The sequence below is a fragment of the Acidovorax sp. BL-A-41-H1 genome, assembly GCF_051942715.1.
Genome location: NZ_JBPVJQ010000003.1, coordinates 1,304,767 through 1,329,392, shown reverse-complemented (window position 1 = coordinate 1,329,392; position 24,626 = coordinate 1,304,767). Strand labels below are relative to the sequence as shown.

General features: G+C 64.4%; 20 protein-coding genes. 9 read left to right on the top strand and 11 right to left on the bottom strand.

The features are described from left to right. The first annotated feature begins 133 nt into the window (after nt 1-133). From ACTPOI_RS06975 to ACTPOI_RS06955, 5 genes are all read left to right on the top strand, one after another. Nucleotides 134-1,366 (top strand): glycosyltransferase, encoded by a 1,233-nt coding sequence (locus ACTPOI_RS06975; RefSeq protein WP_440107724.1) that lies wholly within the window; start codon nt 134-136, stop codon nt 1,364-1,366. Beyond that, the gene (locus ACTPOI_RS06970) at nt 1,363-2,400 is read left to right on the top strand and encodes a polymer-forming cytoskeletal protein (RefSeq protein WP_440107722.1); all 1,038 of its coding nucleotides are present in this window, start codon (nt 1,363-1,365) and stop codon (nt 2,398-2,400) included. Before ACTPOI_RS06975 ends, ACTPOI_RS06970 begins: the two co-directional genes overlap by 4 nt. Before the next feature lie 227 nt (nt 2,401-2,627). Next, on the top strand, nt 2,628-3,329 hold the full coding sequence (locus tag ACTPOI_RS06965; RefSeq protein ID WP_440107720.1) for a hypothetical protein: 702 nt from the start codon (nt 2,628-2,630) through the stop codon (nt 3,327-3,329). 243 nt (nt 3,330-3,572) lie between these two features. Then, nucleotides 3,573-4,649, top strand: a complete 1,077-nt coding sequence (locus tag ACTPOI_RS06960; protein ID WP_440107718.1) for a hypothetical protein — start codon at nt 3,573-3,575, stop codon at nt 4,647-4,649. Between the two features lie 244 nt (nt 4,650-4,893). Continuing rightward, a complete protein-coding gene (locus tag ACTPOI_RS06955) occupies nt 4,894-5,631 on the top strand; it encodes a Crp/Fnr family transcriptional regulator (RefSeq protein ID WP_440107716.1) in 738 nt (245 codons plus the stop codon). Nucleotides 5,632-5,708: 77 nt separating this feature from the next. Here the strand turns inward: ACTPOI_RS06955 and ACTPOI_RS06950 are convergent, their stop codons facing one another. Together ACTPOI_RS06950 and ACTPOI_RS06945 are read right to left on the bottom strand one after the other, a co-directional pair. After that, nucleotides 5,709-6,476 carry a YaiO family outer membrane beta-barrel protein gene (locus ACTPOI_RS06950; RefSeq protein WP_440107713.1) on the bottom strand — a complete coding sequence of 256 codons (768 nt, stop codon included), beginning with the start codon at nt 6,474-6,476 and terminating at the stop codon, nt 5,709-5,711. Between the two features lie 59 nt (nt 6,477-6,535). Next, on the bottom strand, nt 6,536-7,591 hold the full coding sequence (locus tag ACTPOI_RS06945; RefSeq protein WP_440107711.1) for a hypothetical protein: 1,056 nt from the start codon (nt 7,589-7,591) through the stop codon (nt 6,536-6,538). A gap of 183 nt (nt 7,592-7,774) precedes the next feature. Between ACTPOI_RS06945 and glmM the strand changes: the two genes are divergently transcribed. Both glmM and glmU read left to right on the top strand, forming a co-directional pair. After that, a complete protein-coding gene (glmM, locus tag ACTPOI_RS06940) occupies nt 7,775-9,160 on the top strand; it encodes a phosphoglucosamine mutase (protein WP_440107709.1) in 1,386 nt (461 codons plus the stop codon). An 86-nt stretch (nt 9,161-9,246) separates the two neighbouring features. Beyond that, nucleotides 9,247-10,740, top strand: coding sequence for a bifunctional UDP-N-acetylglucosamine diphosphorylase/glucosamine-1-phosphate N-acetyltransferase GlmU (gene glmU / locus ACTPOI_RS06935; RefSeq protein WP_440107706.1), 1,494 nt, complete (start codon nt 9,247-9,249; stop codon nt 10,738-10,740). Between the two features lie 28 nt (nt 10,741-10,768). On the opposite strand, the gene ACTPOI_RS06930 is transcribed toward glmU, so the two are convergent. The 3 genes from ACTPOI_RS06930 to ACTPOI_RS06920 all read right to left on the bottom strand — a co-directional run bounded on the left by ACTPOI_RS06930 (nt 10,769) and on the right by ACTPOI_RS06920 (nt 14,153). Further along, the gene (locus tag ACTPOI_RS06930; protein ID WP_440107704.1) at nt 10,769-11,734 is read right to left on the bottom strand and encodes an adenylate/guanylate cyclase domain-containing protein; all 966 of its coding nucleotides are present in this window, start codon (nt 11,732-11,734) and stop codon (nt 10,769-10,771) included. A gap of 424 nt (nt 11,735-12,158) precedes the next feature. Next, complete coding sequence (locus ACTPOI_RS06925; protein WP_440107702.1) at nt 12,159-12,947, bottom strand: metallophosphoesterase family protein; 789 nt, start codon at nt 12,945-12,947, stop codon at nt 12,159-12,161. Between the two features lie 120 nt (nt 12,948-13,067). Continuing rightward, nucleotides 13,068-14,153 (bottom strand): diacylglycerol/lipid kinase family protein, encoded by a 1,086-nt coding sequence (locus ACTPOI_RS06920; protein ID WP_440107700.1) that lies wholly within the window; start codon nt 14,151-14,153, stop codon nt 13,068-13,070. Nucleotides 14,154-14,650: 497 nt separating this feature from the next. On the opposite strand from ACTPOI_RS06920, the gene ACTPOI_RS06915 reads away from it, so the two are divergent. Next, complete coding sequence (locus ACTPOI_RS06915; protein WP_440107698.1) at nt 14,651-15,505, top strand: phosphatase PAP2 family protein; 855 nt, start codon at nt 14,651-14,653, stop codon at nt 15,503-15,505. A 99-nt stretch (nt 15,506-15,604) separates the two neighbouring features. On the opposite strand, the gene urtE is transcribed toward ACTPOI_RS06915, so the two are convergent. From urtE to ACTPOI_RS06885, 6 genes are all read right to left on the bottom strand, one after another. Then, nucleotides 15,605-16,297, bottom strand: coding sequence for an urea ABC transporter ATP-binding subunit UrtE (gene urtE / locus ACTPOI_RS06910; RefSeq protein ID WP_110959571.1), 693 nt, complete (start codon nt 16,295-16,297; stop codon nt 15,605-15,607). Between the two features lie 928 nt (nt 16,298-17,225). Further along, nucleotides 17,226-18,101: an urea ABC transporter ATP-binding protein UrtD gene (gene urtD / locus ACTPOI_RS06905; RefSeq protein WP_440107696.1), complete on the bottom strand. Its 876-nt coding sequence runs from the start codon at nt 18,099-18,101 to the stop codon at nt 17,226-17,228. After that, nucleotides 18,098-19,237, bottom strand: coding sequence for an urea ABC transporter permease subunit UrtC (gene urtC, locus ACTPOI_RS06900; RefSeq protein WP_440107694.1), 1,140 nt, complete (start codon nt 19,235-19,237; stop codon nt 18,098-18,100). The genes urtD and urtC overlap by 4 nt, the downstream gene beginning before the upstream one ends. 20 nt (nt 19,238-19,257) lie before the next feature. Beyond that, nucleotides 19,258-20,838, bottom strand: a complete 1,581-nt coding sequence (gene urtB, locus ACTPOI_RS06895; RefSeq protein WP_440107692.1) for an urea ABC transporter permease subunit UrtB — start codon at nt 20,836-20,838, stop codon at nt 19,258-19,260. Between the two features lie 157 nt (nt 20,839-20,995). Further along, the gene (gene urtA / locus ACTPOI_RS06890; RefSeq protein ID WP_440107690.1) at nt 20,996-22,258 is read right to left on the bottom strand and encodes an urea ABC transporter substrate-binding protein; all 1,263 of its coding nucleotides are present in this window, start codon (nt 22,256-22,258) and stop codon (nt 20,996-20,998) included. Between the two features lie 178 nt (nt 22,259-22,436). Then, nucleotides 22,437-23,621 (bottom strand): ATP-binding protein, encoded by a 1,185-nt coding sequence (locus ACTPOI_RS06885; protein WP_440107688.1) that lies wholly within the window; start codon nt 23,619-23,621, stop codon nt 22,437-22,439. A 184-nt stretch (nt 23,622-23,805) separates the two neighbouring features. Here ACTPOI_RS06885 and ACTPOI_RS06880 point away from each other — a divergent pair, with 184 nt between their 5' ends. After that, nucleotides 23,806-24,495: a DUF3334 family protein gene (locus tag ACTPOI_RS06880; RefSeq protein ID WP_440107686.1), complete on the top strand. Its 690-nt coding sequence runs from the start codon at nt 23,806-23,808 to the stop codon at nt 24,493-24,495. Nucleotides 24,496-24,626: the final 131 nt, after the last annotated feature.

Genomic DNA, 24,626 nt, shown 5'->3' with positions numbered 1-24,626 from the left:
CATGAGCGGTGGAGAGGCTGCGTTGGCAGCCCTGCTCCCGCTGCCTTCGGAGTCGACAAACCCACTGGCGCCCACGTGGGTGCCTGGGCCGGTGGGGCACGCTGTCCTTTCGGCAATGGCCGTGGTGCTGGCCATGATCATCGTCGTCATGATGGTTTATGCGGCACGCCATGGCTTGCTCACGCTCAACCGCCTGCTCGGGCACCAGCGCCATCCCTACCTCGATATTGACCAAGCAGACTGGCCACTGGTCACGGTCTTCATCGCAGCGCACAACGAGGAAAAAGTGATTGCCGGTTGCCTGCAGGCCCTGCTCGATACCAACTATCCGCTCGACAGGCTCAAGGTGGTGCCAGTCAACGACCGGTCCACTGACAGCACCCGCGACATCATTGACGAGTGGGTGAGACGCTATCCGGGGCGCATCGTGCCGTTTCACCGCACCAAGGGCAAGCCAGGCAAGGCTGCAGCACTCAAAGACGCCCTGCAACATGCGCAGGGCGACATCGTGATCATCTTTGACGCCGACTATGTGCCAGGCCGAGGACTGCTCAAGCAGCTGGTAGCACCGTTTTTCGACCCCGAGGTGGGAGCTGTGATGGGGCGTGTTGTGCCGGTGAACACCGGGGTGAACCTGCTCACGCGCATGCTCGATCTGGAGCGCAGCGGCGGCTACCAGGTAGACCAGCAGGCCCGGATGAACCTGCGCCTGGTGCCCCAGTACGGCGGCACCGTGGGCGGTGTGCGCTGCTCTGCCGTGGCTGCGGTGGGCGGCTGGCATGACGACACGCTGGCCGAAGATACGGACATCACCTACCGCCTTCTGCTGAACGGCTGGAAAACTGTCTACACCAACCGCTCCGAGTGTTATGAAGAGGTGCCACAGGACTGGCCGGTTCGCATCAAGCAAATCAAGCGCTGGGCCAAGGGGCACAACCAGGTGATGGTGCGCTACGGCCTGCGGTTTGCGTTCAGCCCGTATCTGAGCTGGCCCGAGCGGCTGGATGGCTTGTTGCTGCTGTTCGTCTTTGCGTTGCCACCGCTGCTGCTGGTGGGCTGGCTGCTGGCCATCGGTTTGTATTTCTTCAACGCTGGCGACATGCTGACCGGATTGATTTCGGTGTTCGCACTGATGGCCTACGGCACCCTGGGCAATTTTGCGGCGTTCTTCGAGATCGCGGTGGCTGTGCTGCTTGATGGCAAACGCCGGCGTCTGCGCTTGCTGCCTCTGAGCCTGTTGGGTTTCATCATCAGCCTGTTTGCCATCTCGTCCTCGATATGGGGGCAGTTGATGGACAAGCTACTGCGACGCGACATGGTGTGGGACAAGACGGTGCGCTACCGCCAGCCGAGCGTTGAACAATGAATACCGCCTTGTACTACCTGGCTTTCACTTTGCTCAGCGTGGCCCTGTTGGCAATCGCCTTTGGACCCACCTGGCGCGAGTGGAGGCATCCCACCGATACCGCGGCGTTGCAGGTGTTGCCGCAATACACGACCGACATCGAACATTTTTCCGACCGGTTCCGGGAGCTAGTGAAGGCGCGCCAGACCCAACAGCCCGGCCTGCCCACCGACGAATTTGACTTCGCGCCCGTTTCGCTGGAAGGCATGAACTGGGCCACCATACGTCGCCCGCTGGTTTGCCTGGGTTCGATCAAGCCCCAAGGCGCCATCGCGTGCTCGGCGCCCGTCTTCATCCATGGCGACTTTGAGGCCCAGGCGAATAGCCGCTTCGTGGGTCTGCTGGCACGGGGCAGCATCAGGCTGGGCACAGGGTGCGAGGTGGGGCAATGGGCGCACGCTGATGCATCGCTTCATCTGGGTCGGGGATGCTCCGGGATGCGACGCCTTTCGTCTGGTACCTCGGTGGAGCTGGCCGCGGATTGCTGCTTTGAGCGGATTCAGGCGCCGTACATCTCCTTCGGCGGCATGGCCCCCCCGGAGCCAGAGCGCGAGCCGACGTTACTGATCGATGCGATTTTTGAGCGGCTGGAAGGCGCGGTACGGCAAAGCGAACATGTGACGCTGATCCGCGGCAACTGCAAGCTGCCGCGCATGCACCGATACCACGGATCTCTGGTGGTCACAGGGCGCTTGCTGATTGGTGCAGGCACAGAAATCCTGGGGGACGTCAAGGCCCGGGACGGCATTGTCATGGGTGCCGGGGCCAGGGTAAAAGGGGCCCTGTGCAGTGAAAAACAGATTCAGATTCTGGACCACGCCGAGGTCGCCGGGCCGCTGGTGTCGGAGTCAGGCATCTTGCTGGGTGCTGGAGTTCAGGTCGGCACGCCGCTGGCGATCACCACGATCAGCGCGGAGACCATCATGGCCGAAGCCGGTGCCCGCGCGCATGGCACGGTCTGGGCACGCCGCCTGGGGGTGGTGTGGACTGCCTGAACAGACTCCCGCACCGCGAACACCCATCGGTGACAAGCCCATGGAGCGCCAGCGCAGCGCTTTTTTATTGATCAGGAACCATAGGGCTCTCTGTGCTACATCCATCCCCTATCGCCCACAGTCGACAAGACCGAGAGACTGCTTTTGCCGCAGCGCGGGGCCTTCTGGCACACGCCCAGCAGACGCACACACAGCAGCTGACACATCGGGCTCTGGGCCGCGTTCAAATGAGCCCGCTGCTCTTGCTGGAGATGTTGGGGTTGCCTCTGACATGGCTGGCGCTCCTCTACGTATTGCGGGAGCCCTTGTACGGCTTCTGGCGCAGCTATATGCTGAACTGGGCGCGATGGCTGCAGTTGCCGCTCCAGCCTGCCGACATATCTTCACGTCAGGATCTGATGGGCCTGAGCTGGGTGCCTGGCGCCGGTGACCTGGGTTTGTCCACCACCACCGGCGCAGCGCTGGCAGCAGTGGTTATCGTTGTGGCCTGGGGCCTGTCAATACGCATGCGCGGGCGCTGGCTACCCGGACAGTACCTGGTGCGCGTTTTGTGTGTGGTGCAGGCGTTGGCGCTGCTTTATTTTTGGTTCGCGCCCATACCGTTCCCCCACCAGCTGCTAAGCCATGGTGTGGACTTGCTGGATGCGGGCTACGTGCTCATGTTGTCGATACCGGTGCTGATGGCGCTGGGCTACTACCCTTTGCAGGTTAGCTGGCAGGCCAAGGTCGTGCACACACTGCTCATCCTGCTGTTTTTCGGGGTCATGCTGCCGCAGCAGGCGCTGGTGCATATGTTGATCCTGAAGCACCTGTCGGTGGTCTTCATGCCCGTGTTGTACCTGTGCTTTGGAGCCGTGTTCGACATGATGGTTTTTGTAGCGCTTTACGCATGGGCTGCAAGCACGGCGCCCTTGTCCGCCACCCATTGAGAGGCAGCCAGCTCCTGACAACCTGCAAGGCTGACGTCCATTCGGTACACCAAAAATCGCCGCTTCAGCGGATCGGTACGGGTGCGTACGTGGTCGAATAAACGAGGGCAATCTTTGCAAAATCAGGTCGCTGCCCTTTTCCCCGGGGACGGCGGCCTTCCTGGCAGTGCGCCATTTTTTTCTGCGCTGTTGCTCTCCAGATGACGAAAGCGGTGTTCGGGTCTTCAGTCGGAGATTGGGCACATGCAGCGTCGTTCATTGATAACCAAGGTGCCAGCGGCACTGGCAGCCGGTTGGTTCCTGGGCACCCCAGCCCGGGCGGCAATCCTTTCATCGCCGATCGACGCAGTGGCCGAGATCAAGGCCCTGCGCATTCCAACAGGGCCCTATGCCGGCGGCTATGAGCTGGCACCCAATGGGGGCCTCAACTGGTACTTTGCAAACCTGGGGCTGATTGCCATCGTCCCCTTGCTGGGCGCCGCCGATCTGCAGTCCCATGTACTGCCTTACCTCAACCTGTACCTGGCGAATGTCAACGCCGCCACCAGCACCATTGCAGACATTGAATTGCCGTATGGGCGCGCCAACACCACAGTGTTCAAAAAAGTGGCATCCGATTCGGACGATTCCTATGCCTCCACGTTTTTATCACTGGCCACACGCTATGTGGTGGCCAGCGCCAACTGGGCCTGGTGGGAGTCGAACAAGGCGGCCCTGAAAAACATGGCCTATCGCAATCTGGCGCTGACCGCCAAGTCTTCGGGTTTGACATCGGTCTTTCAGTCGCCGCGCAGCCAGACCAATTCCAGCGGATACCTCATGGACAACTGCGAGGGCTATCGGGGTCTGCGCGACTTCGCGGCCATATTGCGGTCGCGCAGCGAGCTGCACGAAGCCAACTACTACGACTTGCTGGCGTCCAACACTGCAGAGGGCGTATCGCGCTTTCTCTTCAAGGCACCCGCGCAAGCATTCTTGTCGAGTGACGCAGCGCCCGCACTGACCGCAGACTTCTACCCCGGGACCACTTGCCAGGTCTACCCGCAGGCCTTTGGGCTGAGAGAACTGGCTGGGCAATTCACGGCCGGATGGAACTACTTCAGCACACACACGCCCGGCTGGGAAACGGGAAGCCACGACCCGTTTCCCTGGGCCATTCTGGGTTACGTCGCTGCCCTGCGCGGGCAGACTGGGCTGGCCAGCGCGCAACTGGCGACGATCGACAAGCTGTTTGCAGCCAACCGCAGACTGGTGACGATCAATGAACTGGGCTTCTATCAGCGCACAAAGTCCGTGCTGGCTGGCAACCTGTCGGCATGAGCGCTAGGGATGTCCTGCATAACTCCCTGCGGTCTGTGGCAGCGCGGTCTCGGGCAGTCCGCTGCGTTGCTTTTCTTGCCAATAGCACCGCTATTGGCTGCAAAAAGACGCCTTGCGGTCTGTCCCGATCCGCACTACCACCGACGCGCGAGGGTTATGCAGGACATCCCTCGCGCAAGAGCAAGGCCCCGTGCACCCATCCGGGTGCGCTAGCAGACAGATAGGGCCAGGAAGAGCCCCCAGAATGGACGCCATCCCTTTCTGGAAGCCGCATATCGACCAATCTCTCGCCAACCGCCTACTGGCCCGGCTGCGACCCGCAGAGCGGTCGCGGCTTTTGTCGCGGGCCGAGTGGGTCGAACTGGACCGCCAACAAATACTGGGACGGGCTGGCGAGCGGCTTAGCCATGTGTACTTCCCCACGAACAGCATGGTCTCGCTGCTGTCGAATTTGAATGGCACGCGCAACTGCGGGGCGAGCCAACTCGGATTTGAGGGCATGCTGGGCGCCAGCGCCGGGTCCGGAGTGTCGGCTTCCGCTTTCGACGCCGTGGTGTCGGGTGCTGGCCAGGCCTGGCGAATCCGGTTGAATGTCTGGCGCGGCCAGTGTCTTGCGAGCCAGTCGTTGCGGGTTATCGCCGCCCGCTACCAATATGCCCAGCTGTCGCAGATGGGAACGATGGTGGCTTGTGTGCACTGCCACTCGCTCGCCCAGCGGCTGGCCCGGTTGCTGATGGCAAGCACCACCCAACTGCGAAGCCCTGATATCGAGATGACCCACGCCGGGTTGGCCCAGCTGCTGGGCGTTCGCCGTGCGGGGGTGACCGTTGCTGCGGGCCTGCTGCAAGAGCGTGGTGTGATTCAGTACGCGCGCGGACACATCCTGGTGCTGGACAGTCCGGCATTGCTGGCACAAAGTTGCGGCTGTTTTCTGCAGGACAGGCGGATCTATGAACGGGTGATGTCGGGCTCGCTCGCTTGACCATGCTCACTGAGGCACCACGGCGCCGCGGCCAAGAGAAGAGAGAAAACGTCTTGACAGAACGTTTGAGCAGAAAGCTACGGCAATTCCCAAAACAGCGACAGCTTGGCACCGTTTCGGACGTAGAAGGGATTGCTGTAGCGCTCCAACCCTGCAGTGAACCCCCATTGAGGGCCGACCCACTGGCGCAGGGTGAGCTGAGATTGCCGACTGTCAAAGTTGACCAGGGACGCGCCGCCCCCAATGGCCTGGTAGCCCTCGGCGCCCCAGCCATGGCGCGCGATGACCTGGGTCTGTTTTGCGCGGCCCCAGGTCGCAGCCACAAACTGCTGGCGCGTACGTACCTGCCCGGGGGAGCTGTTGTTGAAGCGCACCTCTGCCTGCACCACCCAGGGCGACTCGAAGTAATAGGTGGAGCCGAGGCTGATGTTGCGGTCGATGTGGCCATCCGGGGCACGGTAGTAGCCAGCTCCCAAGGTAGCGACCCATTGGCGAGACGCCAGCAATTTGCGGTTGATGAAGCCGTCCAAACGATAGCGCGGCAGGTAGGCAGCGCCGTCGCCAGCGCCCATAGACAACGCAGTGAACCAGTCTTCGTTCAAGGTCCAGGTGTCCGACAGCCCGAAGAACCGGCCAGACTCGCCAAAACGCCGCATGGTGGCGGCTTCTGCGGCCCAGAGATGGCTGCCCATCCCGTACTGGCCGCGCACGCCTGTTTCATGCCAGTTGCCATAGCCGTTGCTGAGGTGGTGTCGGCTGGCGTAGGCCTCAAGTCCACGGACGGGCGCGGGAAGTTCCGCAGCAGCAGTGCCTTGCGCGTGGGCCACGGGCAGGCATGCCGCCATACACCCGAGGGCCAACACAAGGTCGCGGGCGAGGGAGGGAGCGCGTAATGGGAGAGCGTTCATGATGCGGGGCGGGAGGAGTTTCTGGGAACGGTGCAGGCGGTGGTCTCGGGGGCCGGTGTGATGGCCCGTGCCTGCAGGATTTGTGCAGCGACTTCGTCGGTCACCGTCCAGTGCGCGCTGTGCCGGTGTGGCAGCGCGGACTGTAGCCAGCAACGCGCGGAGGGCATATCGTTTTGCTGTAACGCCACAATGGCGACCAATCCCCACGCAAAGTCGTCTTTCACCTGAGCGAGCCACTCGTTGCGATGCTCCGCCATCCACCGGCGGTAGTGCGCGCGCGCGCCACCTGGAATGAGCGGGAAGCGCACGAGCAGCGGAAAAATCTGCGCCACCGCATCGGGGTAAAAGGCATGGACGGTGTCGCGCTGGCCTGGCTGGGTCGAGACCAAAAAGCGTTTGCGCTGCTCGTCCCAGAATACGGCGGCCAATGATTTGGTGAAGCTGGGGTGGCGTGCGCTTTGTGCTGCCTTGTGGGTAAAGGTGTATTCCCAAAGCTCCAGGTTGTCCATCAACAAGCCATGCTGATACACCGGGGAAACCAGGTAAATGCCCTTGCCATGATCTACCAGCTTGGCCAGCGCTGCGCTTGTGGCGGTGCGGCTGCGCACCCACTCTGCCTGGTTGCGTTGCGTGGCAGGCATGGTGTCCATGAAGGCCAGCCACAGACCCAGCTGGGAATCATCGGCGTCGGCCGTCTTGCAGGCGGCCCACACCGGGCCGTTGCGGCAAAAGCGGTCGAACGTGGCGTCGGGCTTTTGCCGTTGCAGCAACCATGCGCCCCAGGCTTTGGCTGGCCCGGAAATGTCCAGCCCGTGGCTGTGCGCCAGCAGCAATGCCTGTAGCGCGAAGTACGGGTCTACGGTATCCCCGCCGTGCTGCACCGTGATCGCGCCCGACGCATCGATGTACCCCGCCAGGTCGAGGGTTACCGCATGGGCGCCAAAAGATGCCCCAAGGGCAACCCATGTAATGGCACTACGAAAAACCTGTTGCAGACATTGGCGGGTACGCCACAGGCTGCGTCGCGATGGCGGTGAGGATTGTGGGTTCAATGTGTGATCCATGACATGGGCTGACATGTTCGACGCCATCACGCAACGCGGTCTGTACGTTAGCGAACATAGATTTGTGGTGTTCGCCAACGCACAGACCATCCCTGCCGCCAGAAACTATGTTGGGCGCTCGCCCTGAGCTTCGTGCGAAACAGATGGCGAATCTCTTACCAAGGAAACCCTATGAAACCGCAGAAGATGTTTGGAACCGACGGGGTGCGCGCCCCCGTCGGCATGGAGCCCATGACCCCCCAGACCATCATGCGACTGGCGCATGCCTGCGGCCAGTTGCTTCACCGCACGCACAGCGGCCCCAATCCCCGGCCGGTGGTCGCGGTGGGCACCGATACGCGGGGGTCGGCACCGATGTTTGAGGCAGCGTTGCAAGCGGGCTTCTCGGCAGCGGGCGTGGACACCGTGATGTGCGGCGAGCTGCCCACACCGGGCGTGGCTTATCTGACGCGCCTGCGCGGCTACCAGGCCGGGGTGGTGGTGAGCGCATCGCACAACCCATGCGAAGACAACGGAGTGAAGTTCTTTTCCGCCACAGGCGACAAACTGCCAGACGATGTGGAGGCAGACATCGAGCGCACCATGGACCAGCCCATGGTATGCCTGCCCGCCTCCCAGTTGGGGCGCGTCTCGCAGCTGCCGCAAGCGTCTAGCCTGTACATCGAATTTTGCCGGCAGGCAGTGCCTGCCGGCGTGCACCTGCGGGGTATGAAGATCGTGATTGACGCTGCACACGGCGCATGCCACCGCATCGCTCCGGAAGTGTTCCGGCAGCTGGGCGCACAGGTGATTGCGGTGGGCGCATCACCCGACGGCCATAACATCAACGACAAGGTCGGCGCCACATCGCCCCAGCACCTCAGCGAGGCTGTGCTGGCACACCGCGCAGACGTCGGGGTGGCGCTGGATGGTGATGGAGACCGGCTGGTGATGGTGGACAGCGACGGCCGTATCTTCGCGGGCGATGAGCTGCTGTACGTTCTGGCTGTCGACGCCCAGACCAACGATGGCCTGCAGGGTGGCGTGGTGGGCACAGTGATGAGCAACCAGGGGCTGGAGCTTGCGCTGCAGCGCCGTGGGATCGGTTTTGCACGCTCTGCAGTGGGTGACCGCCATGTTCTGGAGCTCCTCAAGCAGCGCGGTTGGCGTCTGGGGGGAGAAGGCTCGGGGCACCTGATTGGGCTGGACTGGCACAGCACGGGCGATGGCGTGATGTCCGCCTTGCGCGTGGTGGCTGCAATGCAGCGCTCACAACGCAGCCTGGCCCAGCTATGTGACGACCTGCGAATGAACGCCCAGTGCCTGGTCAACGTGCCTTTCACCCCAGGCGCCGGGATGGGCGACGGGGCGTGGATACCGCAGTTCCAGCTGCGCGCAGAACAGGCGCTGGGCGACGACGGACGGATGCTGCTGCGCGCATCAGGCACAGAGCCCGTCGTGCGGGTGCTGGTCGAGTGCCGCACCGCATTGAGGGCGCAGCAAATGGCCAGCCAGTTTGCGCAGGAAGTCTGCCAGCTATTGGCATTACCTGTGGTTCCACAGACTGCCACGGCCTGAATCCGCAGCCTCGCCCCCGGTGCCGATGTGCAGGCAGCGCATTGGCATAGAAGGGGCGTCAAGCGGCGCACAAACCCATTTGTCCCATGACCCCACTCGACATCGTCATCATGGCGGCCGGCAAAGGCACGCGCATGAAAAGCCGCATTCCCAAGGTGCTCCAGCGCCTGGCCGGGCGCCCGCTGTTGCACCACGTGCTGGACCAGGCTGCGCACCTGCAGGCCCGCAGCGCCATCGTCATCACGGGGCATGGTGCTATGGAAGTAGAAGCATCTACGGCAATTGCAGCAGGCGCTACAGGCACTTTTGACATGAAATTCGTGCGCCAGGAGCCCCAGCTGGGCACCGGCCACGCCGTGCAGCAGACGGTGCCGCACCTGCAGGACGACGGCACGGCGGTGGTGCTGTCGGGCGATGTGCCCCTGACGCAGCCGGACACCCTGCGCGCGCTGGTGCAAGCCGGTGCGGCCAGCGGCGCGCTGGTCAATGCCGGTGCGGCCAGCGGCGCGCTGGCCGGTGCCGGTGCCTCCAGCGGAGCGCTGGCGCTGCTCACGGTGACGCTCCCCGACCCCACGGGCTACGGCCGCATCGTGCGCAATGCCGAAGGCGCCGTGCAGGGCATTGTCGAACACAAGGACGCCACCGACGCCCAGCGCGCCATCACCGAGGTGTACAGCGGCATCATGGCCGTGCCCGCGCGGCTGCTGAAACCGTGGCTGGCGCGCCTTACCAACAACAACGCCCAGGGCGAGTACTACCTGACCGACATCGTCGCCATGGCCGTGGCCGACGGCGTGCCCGTGGTGGCCCACCGCATCACCGATGCGCTGCAGGTGGCGGGCGTCAACAGCCCGCTGCAGCTGGCCGAGCTGGAGCGCGCCCACCAGCTGCGCACAGCGCGCAGCCTGATGGAGCAGGGCGTGCGCCTGGCCGACCCGGCCCGCTTCGATGTGCGCGACGACGCCCGCACCGGTGCGCGTGGAGAAGTGCTGTGCGGGCCGGACGTGGAGATTGACGTGAACTGCGTCTTTACCGGCCGCGTGGAGCTGGGCGAGGGCGTGCGCATTGGCGCCCACTGCTGCATTGCCAACGCGCGCATCGAGGCCGGCGCCGTCATCCACCCCTACACCCACATTGACGGCGAAAAGGCCGGTGCCACGGTGGGCGAGGGCGCACTGATCGGCCCGTTTGCCCGCCTGCGCCCCGGCGCACAGCTGGGGCGCGAAGTCCACATCGGCAACTTTGTGGAAGTGAAGAACAGCACCCTGGCCGACGGTGCCAAGGCCAACCATCTGGCCTACCTGGGCGACGCCACCGTGGGCGAGCGCGTGAACTACGGCGCGGGCAGCATCACCGCCAACTACGACGGCGCCAACAAGCACCGCACCGTGATCGAGGCCGATGTGCACGTGGGCAGCAACTGCGTGCTGGTGGCCCCGGTCACGATCGGCGCAGGCGGCACGGTGGGCGGCGGCAGCACCATCACCAAGAGCACGGCGCCCGGCGCACTCAGTGTGGCGCGCGGCAAGCAGGTGAGCATTGCCAACTGGGCAAGGCCCGCCAAACAACCCAAGCCATGAACCCGCCAGACGCCAGCGCTGGCCGTGTTCAGCGCGCTACCAGCACCTGCACCAACCTCTGCACCTGGGCGCTGCATTCCGGGCTGATGGACGTGAACTCGAGCCCGACCATCCATTCGCTCCCCTCCTGCTTGAGGGTGATGACGCGGGCATAGACATCCCTGGCGCGGTAATCGATCAAGACCAGATCAAACTCCAGCCGTACTTCGGCGTGCAGCTGCAAAGGTTCAGATGTGGTCACCAGCAGGCCGTGGTAACCGATGTCGCGCACCGTACCCGGCAGCCGCTCTGGCGTGACGACGCCATCCTGCACACGGCGGCACTCGCACGCCAGCCGGGCGTCTACCCGGTGGCTGCGCCGGAACTCCTGCCGGGGAACCTTCAGCCTGCGCGATGGCACAGCCACCAGCTCGCGCAGGCTTTCGGGCCGCGGGCGGCCCTTGAGATAGACCTGCATCGGTGCGCTGGCCGATGCCTTGCCCCAGCAACGCTGGTACGTGGCGTCGCTGATGAGGACCTGCCCTCGCAGGCTGAACGCCTGGATGCGCGATGCCAGCTCCACCTCGTCACCCAGCAACATGTATTCCGAATATGCCGGTGAACCGAACCGCCCGGCCATCACCGTGCCAGTGTGCACCCCCACGCCGAGGAACAGGGGCGGGAGCTGTTCGTTCAGGTGCTCCTGGTTCAGGTCGCGCATCACCATCTGCAGCTCGACGGCGCACAGCACGGCGCGATCCACATCGTCGGCGCCCGCTTCGGTTGCACCAAACAGCACTAAAAGCGCATCGCGCGCGAAGTGGTGGATCCTGCCACCATGCTTGGCCACCACCCCGGTCAGGCGCAAGAGACACCGGTTGATGGCCGCCACAGCTGCATCATGGGGCTGCAGTGCCAGCAGCCCCGAAAGGCCGCGCACGCCGACCGCCACCAGGGTCATCTCGGTGGGCCCCGGCGCGCCAGAGGTGGTGCCATCGCGTAGCAAGCTTTGCATTTCCGCCTGCGCGTCAGCGCCGAGACGGGTACCTGTCGCTCGCTCGATGAGCGCTTGCAAAGCCTGAAAGGTATCGGTGCTGGGTTCTGAACGCATGGAACTCGCTGGTTGCTGCCCGCCAGGCCCGGTAAACCACTACATACCTCCGGCACGATGCGACGTGTGCGGACCGGCCAAGGAGAGAAGTTCCATGCGTACCGGCCCCGCGCCGCTGGCGTGAAAGACCGGGCAATGGCCTTTCCGAAGCCGTGCCGGCGGCATACCGCCAGCGGGTTGTGCAGAGGTTCCTCAGGGCGACAACTGCCGCCCGCCTGCAGGTGGGTCGCCAGAATAGGGGCCGGTGGGGGGGGCGGTCAAGCTGGCAAAACCCGAGCAGGCAAAAGCGCAACAGACGGACGCCTTGACGCTGCCGGGCCGCATGCCCCTAATCCACCACCACGCGCAACACCGGCTGAAACTCGCCCAGGCTGCGGTCATAGTCCCACCGCGCAGCATGGCGCACCATGCCTGTGGCCGAGGCACCCGACGCCTCGGCCGTCAAGACGACAAGGCTGTTGGGGCTTCCGTGGCGTAACCGGTGCGATACCGCCGTGCCCGCCCGGCTCACCCAGACCCCCGGCATCGCCAGCATGAGGCCAGGGTCGTGCGCATGACCGGACAACAGCATGCGCGCCCCAGCCGCTTGCCAACGCTTTACAGCCTCCTCGGCTCGGCGGGGCCGATGCGCGCGATCTTCGGCATTGCGTGGAACCAGCGGGTGGTGACAGGTGACGATAGGCCACGCGCCCTGCGGAGCCTGCTCGAGCAAACCGGCTACATGCTCGATCTGCGCCGACGACAGCGAGCCTCGCTCGTGCCGCCAGGGGCGCGTGGTGTCGACACCCACCACGTAGAAATCGCCCGCCTGGCGCACCATTTCATGCTCCAGACCAAACTGCTCTGCAAAGCGCTCGTACGCGCGGCCCCAGCGCATCCACAAGGCGTACAGCGGAATGTCGTGGTTGCCCGCCAGCACCAGTGTGGAGCGCGCCTGCAGCCCGCGGATGAAGCGCGAAGCCTGCTCGAACTGCACGGCAGTGGCACGCTGGGTCAGATCCCCGGAAACCACCACCATGGCCACCGACAACCGCAGCGCCAGCCGCTGCACGGCGGCGCACACCTCGGGGTCGTGTGCGCCGAAGTGCAGGTCAGACAGGTGCATCAGGGAAGACATCTTGGAAGCGGCGGTGCAGGTGTGCAGAGTTGCTGTCAGGGGTTCGCCGCAGTGGATGGCTAGGCTGCCGTGTTGCGTCTGGCTGTGCGGCGTGGTGCAGGCTGGTGTGGCCCTGACAGCCTACACCGGCAGCAGCCCGCCAGCCACCGGGGGCACGGCCACGGGCAACTGGGCCGATGCCGCAGCCTGTGCGGGCAGGCGCTCCGCCGCGCCCTCGTCGTCGCGGACCAGCGTTTGCGGTGTGACCAGCCACAGCGGGCGCGCACCCACCCGAAAATGCAGCGGCGGTGCCATCCATTCGCGCTCGCCATCAAACGCAAGCTTGACCTGCGGCGGCTTCCAGCTGGCCGGCGATACGGTGAACTCCGTGCAGGCCATGCTGACCACGGCTTTGTCACGGTCGAGCTTGCCGGTGGCCGCGTTCCACATGGTGCGGGCCACAGCCCAGCGCCCCTGCGGCTGGAGCATGACCACGCCGAGCCTCCCACCATCGGCCACCAGGCGCGCCTGGGGCAGGCCCATGCGGTCCAGCTGCAGCGGGTTGTTGCCCACAAACAGCGTGGTGACCAGGTGCTCGTCCTGCTGCGCAGGGGCGCCCTCGTGGGCCTTGACGAGCACGCGCCAGCGGCGGCCTGAGGCAGGGCGAAACATGCTCCAGATGGCAGCGGCCACTGCCACCATGCGCGAGCGGCCAAAACGCTTGGACGCCATTTCCCGCTCGGCCAGCAGCTTGGGGTACACGCCCACGCTGGCATTGACCACGAACATGCGCTGGTTCACAAAACCCACCTGCACGGGGCGCATATGGCCGTCGCGCAATGCGGCCAGCATGTCCTGCACGGCCACCTCGGGCTCCAGTGCCAGACCGTGTTCGCGGCTGAAATAGTTGAACGTTCCCATGGGCAGCACCCCGATGGGCACGTTGGCACGCAGGGCTGCTGCCGCCACGGCATTGATCGTGCCGTCGCCCCCGGCAGCCACGACCAGGCCATGGTCGTCGCGGGCGGCCTGCGCAGCGCGCTCTGCCAGGCCCACGATGTCGGCGCGTTGGTCAGGCACATGCCACACCACGTTGTGCTCCTGCAGGGCCTGCACGCTCTCCAGCCGGTCGCGCAGCGCCTGCAGATCGGCGCCCGGACGGCGTGGCACCACCAGGTGAATGGTGCCGCCAGGTCGCAGGGTCAGGGGTCGTTCAGGGATGGTCATCTTGGCAGATCGAAGGAATCGGAAGGCATGGGTACAGAGACATCGCATCTGTCCACGCGCGGGTACAGGACGCAAGCGCATGCCCCGGCATGCCTGCTCGCTATCGTCCGTGCATGGCTGGACATGCGCAGCCGGTACCTGCGCCTTTGTGTTGTCAGCGCCAGCCGACAAGAGGCCACTCGCTCAGGTGGCGTCGCGATCCCGCCTACCGGGCGCCCTCCACACTGCGACATGCCCGTTTGGCGCACGCGATCCTGCCACTGTCAGACATTCACCCATTTCGCGCCGGGTTGTGCGGCGCCACGTTAAAACTCGGGGATCCAACGCGGCGTGCCGCTGCGTTTTCGTGACGGGGCTGTAGCAAGCACCCTACTGGCAGCCGCCCACGGGTACGAGCAGTCTGCTGCTGACACGAGCGGCGAGCTCGTTCTTGTTTCAACCCGGCCACCTGCCCACATGCGTCTCCCGCCTGCAGCCCATTGCCCGAAAGCCCGCCCATGACAGACACCGTACAAGCGTTTCCCCTGGCTACCTCGCTGGCCCAGCACCCCTTAGCGTGGTGGCTGGCCGGCATGGCCACTGGCAGCGTGCTGGCACTGGGCTGCCTTGCCGCGCTCAGGGCCCTGCGCAAGTCTGGCAAACGCTGGTGGCCGGTAGCACTGGACCCCTTGCAGGCGCGATGGGTGCTGGTCGGTGCTATGGCAGCGAGCGCCTGCGCGCTGCTGCTGGGCGGCACGGTGATGGCCGAGCTCGCCGAATCGTGGCGCGACGACAGTGCCCGAGGCTGGGGCGCTTTCGACGATGACGTGGCGGCCGGACTGCAAGCCGGCGCCAGCATGGCTGCGCTGCAGCTGTTTGCCACACTGACCCACCTGGGCGACAAGTGGACGCTCTCGGCGGTGGCTGTGGCGGTCGCTGCGGCACTGTGGCTGCGCCAGCACCGGCTGCTGGCCATCGGCTGGATGGTGGCGCTGGCAGGCAACGCGTTGCTGACCCGCGTACTCAAGAGCCTGTTCGAGCGCGTGCGCCCGGAACATCTGCACGGCGTGGCCACGGCTGACGGGTACAGCTTTCCCAGCGGGCACACCAGCGCATCGATGGTGGCATTCACCATGCTGGCCTATCTGGCCACGCGGCTGCTGGAGCCGCGCTGGCATGCCCCGGTCGTGGTGGCGGCTGCCGCTGCCATCTTCACCACCGGCTGGAGCCGCGTGGTGCTGCAGGTGCACTACGTGAGCGACGTGCTGGCAGGCTGGGTGCTGGGCGGCGTGTGGGCGCTGTGCACGGTGCTCATCATGGAGAGCATCTCGCACTGGCGCCGGGCTGCGCGGCCAGGGCACACAGCGGGTTGACGTACTCGCGCGCCAGAGGCCCGTTGCCACAGCGAGGCCTGCAGCAGCCACTGCTGCGTAGCGGGTGGCCGCACCCGCTGCAGGGCTGGCCTGCTGACGTCAGATCGCGACCAGGTTGCGAATGCCCTTGGCCTCCATCTCGCTGCCGGGGCCGCGCGCAATGACCTCGCCGCGTTCCATCACCAGGTACTCGTCGGCCAGCTCCTGGGCAAAGTCGTAGTACTGCTCGCACAGCAGGATCGCCATCTCGCCCTTATCGGCCAGCATGCGGATCACGCGGCCGATGTCTTTGATGATGCTGGGCTGGATGCCTTCGGTAGGCTCGTCCAGGATGAGCAAACGCGGGCCAGGGGCCAGGGCGCGGGCGATGGCCAACTGCTGTTGTTGCCCGCCCGACAGGTCGCCACCCCGGCGCTTGAGCATCTGCTTGAGCACAGGAAACAGCTCGTACAGGTGCGGTGGCACCGGGGTAGAACCGCTTTTGTAGGCCAGGCCCATGCGCAGGTTTTCTTCCACCGTGAGGCGACCGAAGATTTCCCGGCCTTGCGGCACAAAGCCGATGCCTGCGCGGGCGCGGTCGTAGGGTGTGGCCTTGTCGATGGGTTTGCCGTCGAACTGGATGCTGCCGCTCTTGATGGGCACGAGGCCCATGAGGCTTTTGAGCAACGTGGTCTTGCCCACGCCGTTGCGGCCGAGCAGTACGGTGACTTTGCCGGGGGTGGCGGTCAGGCTCACGTCGCGCAGGATGTGGGAGCCGCCGTAGTACTGGTTGATGTTTTGGACGGTGAGCATGGTGGTTTTGAGTGTTTTTGGCTGCTAGCGCTTGTTTTATCTGCCCTGATAGCTATCTATTTGATAGCTGTAAGGTCTTTTTGACTGCGCTTTTCAAAGCCTGTGTTGGCGATGGCTACCGCATGCCTTCGTTCAGGGCGGAGGCCGGGAGTCGCCCGGCGTGCGAGTAACTTTCTTTCGCGTCGCCGAAAGAAAGTCACCAAAGAAAGGGCGACCCCGCTGTCTGCGTCCCTGCGCTTCGCTTCGGGCAACCTGCGGTGCTCGGGTTTGGCGGGGTCTCGCTCGAACTCGCTTCGCTCAGACAATCGCGAGCCCTGATCCGCCAAACCCTGCGCTCCTCGGCGCACACAGAGGGGATGGGGAGCGGACATCCATTCGGGCCATTGCTTCGCTCGGCCCCACTTCGCGGGCGCACGCGCCTCGCGCTGGTGACCACCGCTGGCGCCAGGCAAGGCCCACGCCGGGTCGAGCGCAGCGATGACCCGTATGGCTGTTCGGCTCCCACCCCCTTCTGGCTGCGCCTGCGCCGAGGCGGTTGCGGGGTGGCAGTCGCGCAGGTGCGCGGCTGCTTCGTGAACTGACTCGCCGCGGCTGTCCGAGCGGCGCTGCGAAGCAGCAAAGCGAGTTCCGCGGCGCACCCCGCAACCGCCACGGCGCAGGTTTGCCCCTTCGCAACGCGAAGGGGTCGCAGACTGAGGGTCGCCTTTTCTTTGCTTACTTTCTTTTGGCGAAGCAAAAGAAAGTGAGTCGCTCGCCGGGCGACTCCCGGCTCTCGCCCTGAATACGAGCATGCCGTTCAAACCGATGCGCCCAAGCCTCGACAAGCTCAGCCCGACCGGTTGGGGGATGCGCCCAGGAGTCGACAGGCGCCGCCCGAACCGATAGCAGCCGTTCAAAAAATCAAAGGACACAGAGCGCCACACCACCGTCACCGCCCCAGATAAACCTCAATCACCCGCTCATCCGCCTGCACCTGATCCAGCGTCCCCTCCGCCAGCACCGACCCATCGCACAGCACCGTCACCTTCTCCGAGATAGTGCGAATGAACCCCATGTCGTGCTCCACCACCATCAGCGAATGCTTGCCCTTGAGCGTCAGGAACAATTCGGCGGTACGGGCCGTCTCCTCATCCGTCATCCCCGCCACAGGCTCATCCAGCAACAAGAGCTTCGGGTCCTGCATCAGCAGCATGCCGATCTCCAGCCACTGCTTTTGCCCATGGCTCAGATTGCCCGACTGGCGCGTCACGCTGTCGGCCAGGTGAATGGTGTGCAGCACCTCGGCCAACCGGTCCGACTGTGCCGAGTCGAGCTTGAAGAACATGCTCGACTTCACGCCCTTGTGGGTCTTCAACGCCAGTTCGAGGTTTTCGAACACGCTGAGCTGCTCGAACACCGTGGGTTTTTGAAACTTGCGACCGATACCCAGGCTCGCAATCTCGGGCTCGTTGTGGCGCAGCAGGTCGATGGTGCTGCCGAAGAAGACCGTGCCCTTTTGCGGCCGGGTCTTGCCGGTGATGATGTCCATCATCGTCGTCTTGCCCGCACCATTGGGACCAATGATGCAGCGCAGCTCGCCGGGCGCGATGTCCAGGCTCAGGCCGTTGATAGCCTTGAAGCCGTCAAAGCTCACATGCACATCTTCCAGGTACAGGATACGGCCGTGGGTCACATCGACTTCGCCGGGGGTGGCGATGCGCGAGAAACCTGCTGCGCGCCCACCCGATTCGGTTTGTCCGGCAGATACAGGCGCCAGCTTTGCCTGGATACGCCGTGCGCCTTCTTCCATCAGGTCGGGCGTCATTGCGCGGCTCCCTTGTTGTTATTCGTCTTGCCCGTGAACTTCTTGACCAGGCCCACCACCCCGTTGGGCAGAAACAGCGTGACGGCAATGAACAGCGCGCCCAGGAAATATAGCCAGAACTCGGGTGCCGTCACGGTGAGCCAGCTCTTGGCCCCGTTGACGATGAACGCCCCCACGATCGGCCCGATCAGCGTGGCGCGGCCCCCCACGGCCGCCCACACGGCGATCTCGATGGAGTTGGCGGCGCTCATTTCGCCCGGGTTGATGATGCCGACCTGGGGCACGTAGAGCGCGCCCGCCACGCCGCACATCATGGCGCTGATGGTCCAGATGGTGAGCTTGTAAGGCAGCGGCGAGTAACCCGAGAACATGACCCGGCTCTCGGCATCGCGCACGGCCTGCAGCACCCGGCCAAACTTGCTGCGCACCAGCCAGCGGGCCAGCAAGAAGAACCCCAGCAGCGCCAGCCCGGTCAGCACGAACAGGGTCATGCGCATGTTCTGCGTAGCCAGCGGCATGCCCAGGATCCGCTTGAAATCGGTAAAACCGTTGTTGCCACCAAACCCCGTTTCATTGCGGAAGAACAGCAGCATGGCTGCGTACGTCATGGCCTGCGTGATGATGGAAAAGTACACGCCCTTGATGCGCGAGCGGAAGGCAAAGTAGCCGAACACGAAGGCGATCACGCCCGGCACCGCGACGATGAGGATCAGCGTGGCGACGAAGCTGTCGGACAGCGCCCAGTGCCAAGGCAGTTCCTTCCAGTCCAGGAACACCATGAAGTCGGGTAGGTCGCTTTTGTAGTTGCCGTCGCGGCCGATCTGGCGCATGAGGTACATGCCCATCACATAGCCGCCGAGCGCAAAGAACAGGCCGTGGCCAAGGCTCAGGATGCCCGTGTAGCCCCAGATGAGGTCCATGGCCAGAGCGCAGATGGCGTAGCACATGATCTTGCCCAGCAGCGCCACGGCGTAGTCCGACAGGTGGAACAGGCTGCCTGCGGGCACCCACAGGTTGAGCACGGGCGCCACGGCGCACACCACGATGAGCGCCACGATGAAGGCAGACCAGCCACCGCGCGTGAGCAGCGGCGCGGGTGCGGGCAGTTGGATGGAGGTAGGAGATGGAGTCGTCATGATGGTTGTCGCGTGGCTACTCAATCTGCCGTGCGGCCCTTGACCGCAAAGATGCCCTGGGGCCGCTTCTGGATGAAGATGATGATGAACACCAGCACCGCGATCTTGGCCAGCACCGCGCCCGCCCAGCCCTCCAGGAACTTGTTGAGGATGCCCAGGCCCAGCGCGGCATACACGGTGCCGGCCAGCTGACCGACGCCGCCCAGCACCACCACCATGAAGGCATCGACGATGTAGCTCTGGCCCAGGTCGGGCCCCACATTGCCCACCTGGCTCAGCGCGCAACCGGCCAGGCCCGCAATGCCCGAGCCCAGCGCAAAGGCCATGGTGTCGATGCGTGCCGTGTTCACGCCCATGCACGAGGCAATGGGGCGGTTCTGCGTGACGCCGCGCACGAACAGGCCCAGGCGCGTGCGGCCAATCAGGTAGCCCATGCCCAGCAGCACTGCAATGGCAAAGCCGATGATGACCAGCCGGTTGTAGGGCAGCGTGAGGTTGGACAGCACCTGCACGCCGCCGCTCATCCACGCGGGGTTTTCCACACCCACGTTCTGCGCGCCAAAGATCGTGCGCACCAGCTGCATCAGCACCAGGCTGATACCCCAGGTGGCCAGCAGCGTCTCCAGCGGGCGGCCATACAGGAAACGCAGCACGCTGCGCTCCAGCACGGCACCCACGCTGGCTGACGCAGCAAAGGCCAGAGGAACTGCGGCAACCAGGTACCAGTCAAACGCGCCCGGAAAATACTTCTGGAAGATGCCCTGCACTACATACGTGGCGTAGGCGCCGATCATCATCAGCTCGCCATGCGCCATGTTGATCACGCCCATCAGGCCATAGGTGATCGCCAGGCCCAGCGCCACCAGCAGCAGGATGGAGCCCAGGCTGATGCCCGAGAACGCAGCGCCCAGGCGCTCGCCCCAGGCCAGCTTGCCGTCGATGGCGCGCAGGGCCGACTGCAGCGCGGCCTTGACCTTGGCGTCTTCCTCGACCGTGGCGCGCTCGTTGAGAAGCAGGCGCGTGTCGGGCGTGGCGCTGAGCGACAGGGCCTGTGCGGCTGCAATGCGTTGCGCAGCGTCATCGCTGCCCAGCAGCGTGGCGGCACGCGCCAGCTCCAGCTGGGTCTTGATGCGGTCGCTGGTCTCCTGCGCCAGGGCCTTGTCCAGCAGGGGCAGCCGGCCGGCATCAGGCTCACGGGTCAGGGCCTTGGCAGCCGCCATGCGCTGGGCTTCATCCTTGCCAAACAGCGCCAGGCCCGCCAGGGCCGTATCGATCTCGCCGCGCATGCGGTTGTTGTTGATGATGTCTTCGGCATCCGCGGGTACCGGCACCTCGGCGCCCGTCACCGGGTCCTGGCCCTTGTCTTCACGCACGATGAGAGCCTTGCCACCGGCGATCTTCACTGCGTCATCGGCCAGCGCCTGCAAAAACGCTGCGGTGCGCTCGCCGGGCTCCGCCACGGCCTGCTGCACGGCAGTCACCCGGTCATCGGTCTCGCCAGCGGCCATGGCCATGGCCTGCTCGGCGGTCAACGCATGTGCCTGCGCTGTGGCGCACAGCAAGAGGCAGGCGAGCAGGCGAGAAAAAAAGGAGGAATACATGACGGAGGCTCTTGGAAGTCGCAGTGGGCCGCAGCACGAGCGCGGTGCGAAGGCGAGAGCCGCCGCGCAAGGGCCGCCCCGCCGCGCTGGCGGCGTCCCCCCTTCCACGCGCAGCGTGAGAGAGGGGGTGAAGGCGCGCTAGCGCCTCAGGGGGGTGTCACTTCTTTTCAGGCTCGTCCTTCTTCTTGTCATTGCCTTCGATGTACGGGCTCCATGGCTTGGCCTTCACGGGGCCAGGCGTCTTCCACACCACGTTGAACTGGCCGTCGGCCTTGATCTCGCCGATGAACACGCTCTTGTGGAGGTGGTGATTCTTCTCGTCCATCTTGCTCACGATGCCCGAGGGTGCCTTGAAGGTCTGTCCGGCCATGGCAGCAATCACCTTGTCGACATCGGTGCTCTTGGCCTTCTCGACCGCCTGCTTCCACATGTTGATGCCGATGTAGGTGGCTTCCATCGGGTCGTTGGTGAGCGGCTTGTCCTTGTGGCCGGCAATGCCCTTGGCCTTGGCGTAGTCGCTCCACTTCTTGATGAAGGCGGTGTTCTCGGGGTTCTTGATGGACTGGAAGTAGTTCCAGGCAGCCAGGTGGCCCACCAGCGGCTTGGTGTCCACGCCGCGCAGTTCTTCTTCACCCACGCTGAAGGCGACCACAGGCACGTCCTTGGCCTTCAGGCCGGCGTTGCCCAGTTCCTTGTAAAAGGGCACGTTGGAGTCACCGTTGATGGTGGACACTACGGCTGTCTTGCCGCCCTGGCTGAACTTCTTGATGTCGGCCACGATGGTCTGGTAGTCGGAGTGGCCGAACGGTGTGTACTTCTCGTCGATGTCGCTGTCCTTCACGCCCTTCGACTTCAGGTAGGCGCGCAGGATCTTGTTGGTGGTGCGGGGGTATACGTAGTCGGTACCCAGCAGCACCCAGCGCTTGGCGCCGCCGCCGTCCTTGCTCATCAGGTAGTCCACCGCAGGAATAGCCTGCTGGTTGGGCGCGGCACCGGTGTAGAACACGTTCTTGGACAGCTCTTCGCCTTCGTACTGCACGGGGTAGAACAGCAGGCCGTTGAGTTCCTCGACCACAGGCAGTACCGACTTGCGGCTCACCGAGGTCCAGCATCCGAAGATCACCGAGACCTTGTCCTGCGTGAGCAGCTGCTTGGTCTTTTCGGCAAACAGCGGCCAGTTGGAGGCGGGGTCCACGATCACGGGTTCGAGCTTCTTGCCCAACACGCCGCCCTTGGCATTGATCTCGTCGATGGCCATCAGCACCGTGTCTTTGAGCACGGTCTCGGAAATGGCCATGGTGCCCGACAGGCTGTGCAGGATGCCGACCTTGATCGTGTCCTGCGCATGGGCGGGCAGTGCAGACAGGCCAGCGAGTGCTGCGGCGGCCGCAAGGGCCTTGAGGGAATAACGACGTTGCATGTGCTTCTCCAGTGGGGTGGTCAAACCGTTTCGCCTGAAGGCCCTGTGGGCCGTGGTCTCAGGCGATGGAATGGATTCTGGAGAGAGGCACCGTTTACGGAAATACGCCGGGTGGCGTACACGGCGGCCGCCCGGGGCTGGCCAGCCGGTGCCGCCGACGGCCAGCGTACGTGCCGGCTTACGCGGGTGGGCTGGCGCTGTGGGCTGCCGTGCCGTCGCTGCCGACCCCGGGTGAGGCGCACATGCGGGGCAGATACATGCAGAACTCGGTCAGATCGACCGTCGAGGTGACTTCGGCCGTACCTCCGTGGGCCGTTGCAATCTCGCGCACCACATACAGGCCCAGGCCCAGGTTGGCCCCGGCCACCTGCGAGCCGGTTTCATCGTCTTCGCGCTCCTCGCGCACCAACGGATCAAACAGCCGCGGCAGCAGATGCGGCGCAATGGGCTTGCCCGTGTTGCGCACACCCACGCGCACATGGCTGGCCGTTCCATCGATCGCCACGACGATGGGCGAATCCGCAAAGCCGTACTTCAGTGCGTTGAATACCAGGTTGGACAAGGCCTGATGAATGCGCCGCTGATCCCATTCCACCGCCATGTCGCCGTGGCATTCAAGCCGCAGAGTGCGGCCCTTGGAGACCGTCTCGATCTCGTCCAGCGTTTCGCGGGCGAACTGGTCGAGCTGCATGTGCACGGGCGAAAGACTCAATCCGTTGCCCAGGCGATACGTGGTGAACTCCATGAGGTCGTCGAGCAATGCCTTCATCTGCCGCACGCTGCGCAGGATGAGCGGGGCAAACCGCACGTCATCTGGCCACTTGCGCATCTCGACGGAAGCGGCGCTTGCGATGGAGCTCAGGGGACCGCGCAGGTCATGACCCATCACGCCCAGAAACAGGTCGCGCGCACGGTCCAGCTCGGCAATGAAGACCTCTACCGACTCTGCCAGCGCCTGGTCCACGGCTTCGTTGAAGCGCATCATGTCGTCCAGGTCCTGCGGGGCCATCTGCCTGCCGGAATCCCGCCACAGGCGCAATACGGTAGCGCGCAACGCGCGATACTCTGCCACCATCTGCCCTACCTCGAAACCCTGCCGCTCGCGCTGGCGCGCGTGGCTGCGTGACGGAACCTGTGCCGATGTGGAGGCCAGCAGACTCTGCCCTTCGGACTTCGCCTTGCTCTCGCTTTCATCCTCTTTCACGGCCATGTTGCGCACGATTTCCTCGAGGATCTTCGTGCCGTGGTCCTCGAGTCCCATTGCGTCCAGGTTGCGGGCAGCCGGCAGTTGGTTCTTGGCGAAAGCCACCCATGCATGAAGGATGGATTCATGGTGCGCGGCGATGAAGGCGGCTAGTCTCATCGGCGCATTGTGCACGGCTGTGGCATGGCTCATCCGCCCGGATCGCTGTAGTAGCGCGGGCGCGGGGCCGGGCCACCGCAAAAACCCGGTGGCCCGGGCCAGCGCGTTCGCCTATGCTCTGCACATCGCTTCCTGATTTTCCTGACCTCGATTGCGGCGGCATGCCTGCCGCCGCCACAGCACCATGAGCACTACCCAAACGCCCGCCGTCTACGGCACCGAAGACCTGCTGATCAGCCTGTGCAACTCCGTCACGCGCGTATTGAACGTGGCCACGCACAGCCAGATCCACTACTCGGGCATGGTCCAGCGCATCAGCAAGACCTGCCTGAAGCCCGACATCGGCTGCTTTGTGCTGTTTGACGGCGGCTTCTCGGGCCTGGTCATCATCAACTTCTCGGCCCCGGCCGCGATGGAGCTGTATTCGAACTACCTGCTGAACATGGGCATGTCGCAAGACGACCTGGTGACCTCGTTCACGTCAGACGAAGTGAGCAACGTGATGGGCGAGCTGATGAACCAGGTGGTGGGCGACTTCACCGGCAAGGTGCGCCGCGAGCTGCAAACGCACATCACCCAGAACCAGCCCAAGATGCTGGTGCTGAACAAGCAGGTGATGCTGAGCGTGGACGCCAACCTCGACAAGCCCGAAGCCCGGCGCGTGACCTTCTACACCAGCAACAACAATATCTTCTACCTGGAACTGGCCATCGACCGCACCGAGTTCATCAAGCTCTACGACTTTGATGCACAGGAAACGCCCGATGTCGACGCGCTGATGGCCCAGTCGCAAGCGCCCGCTGCAGCACCCGAGCCGGCCCCGCAGGCTGGGCCATCAGATACGGACGAGCTGCTCAAGTCACTGGGCATGTGAGGATCGCAACCCGGGTGGCCGGCTTACAACGCAGCAGCCGGCTGCATGCGACGTGGGAAAATGCTATATAAGTAATAGCTGCCAGCCATTGATTTGCAAGCACTACAGCCTGTTTTGATCATTATTTAGCC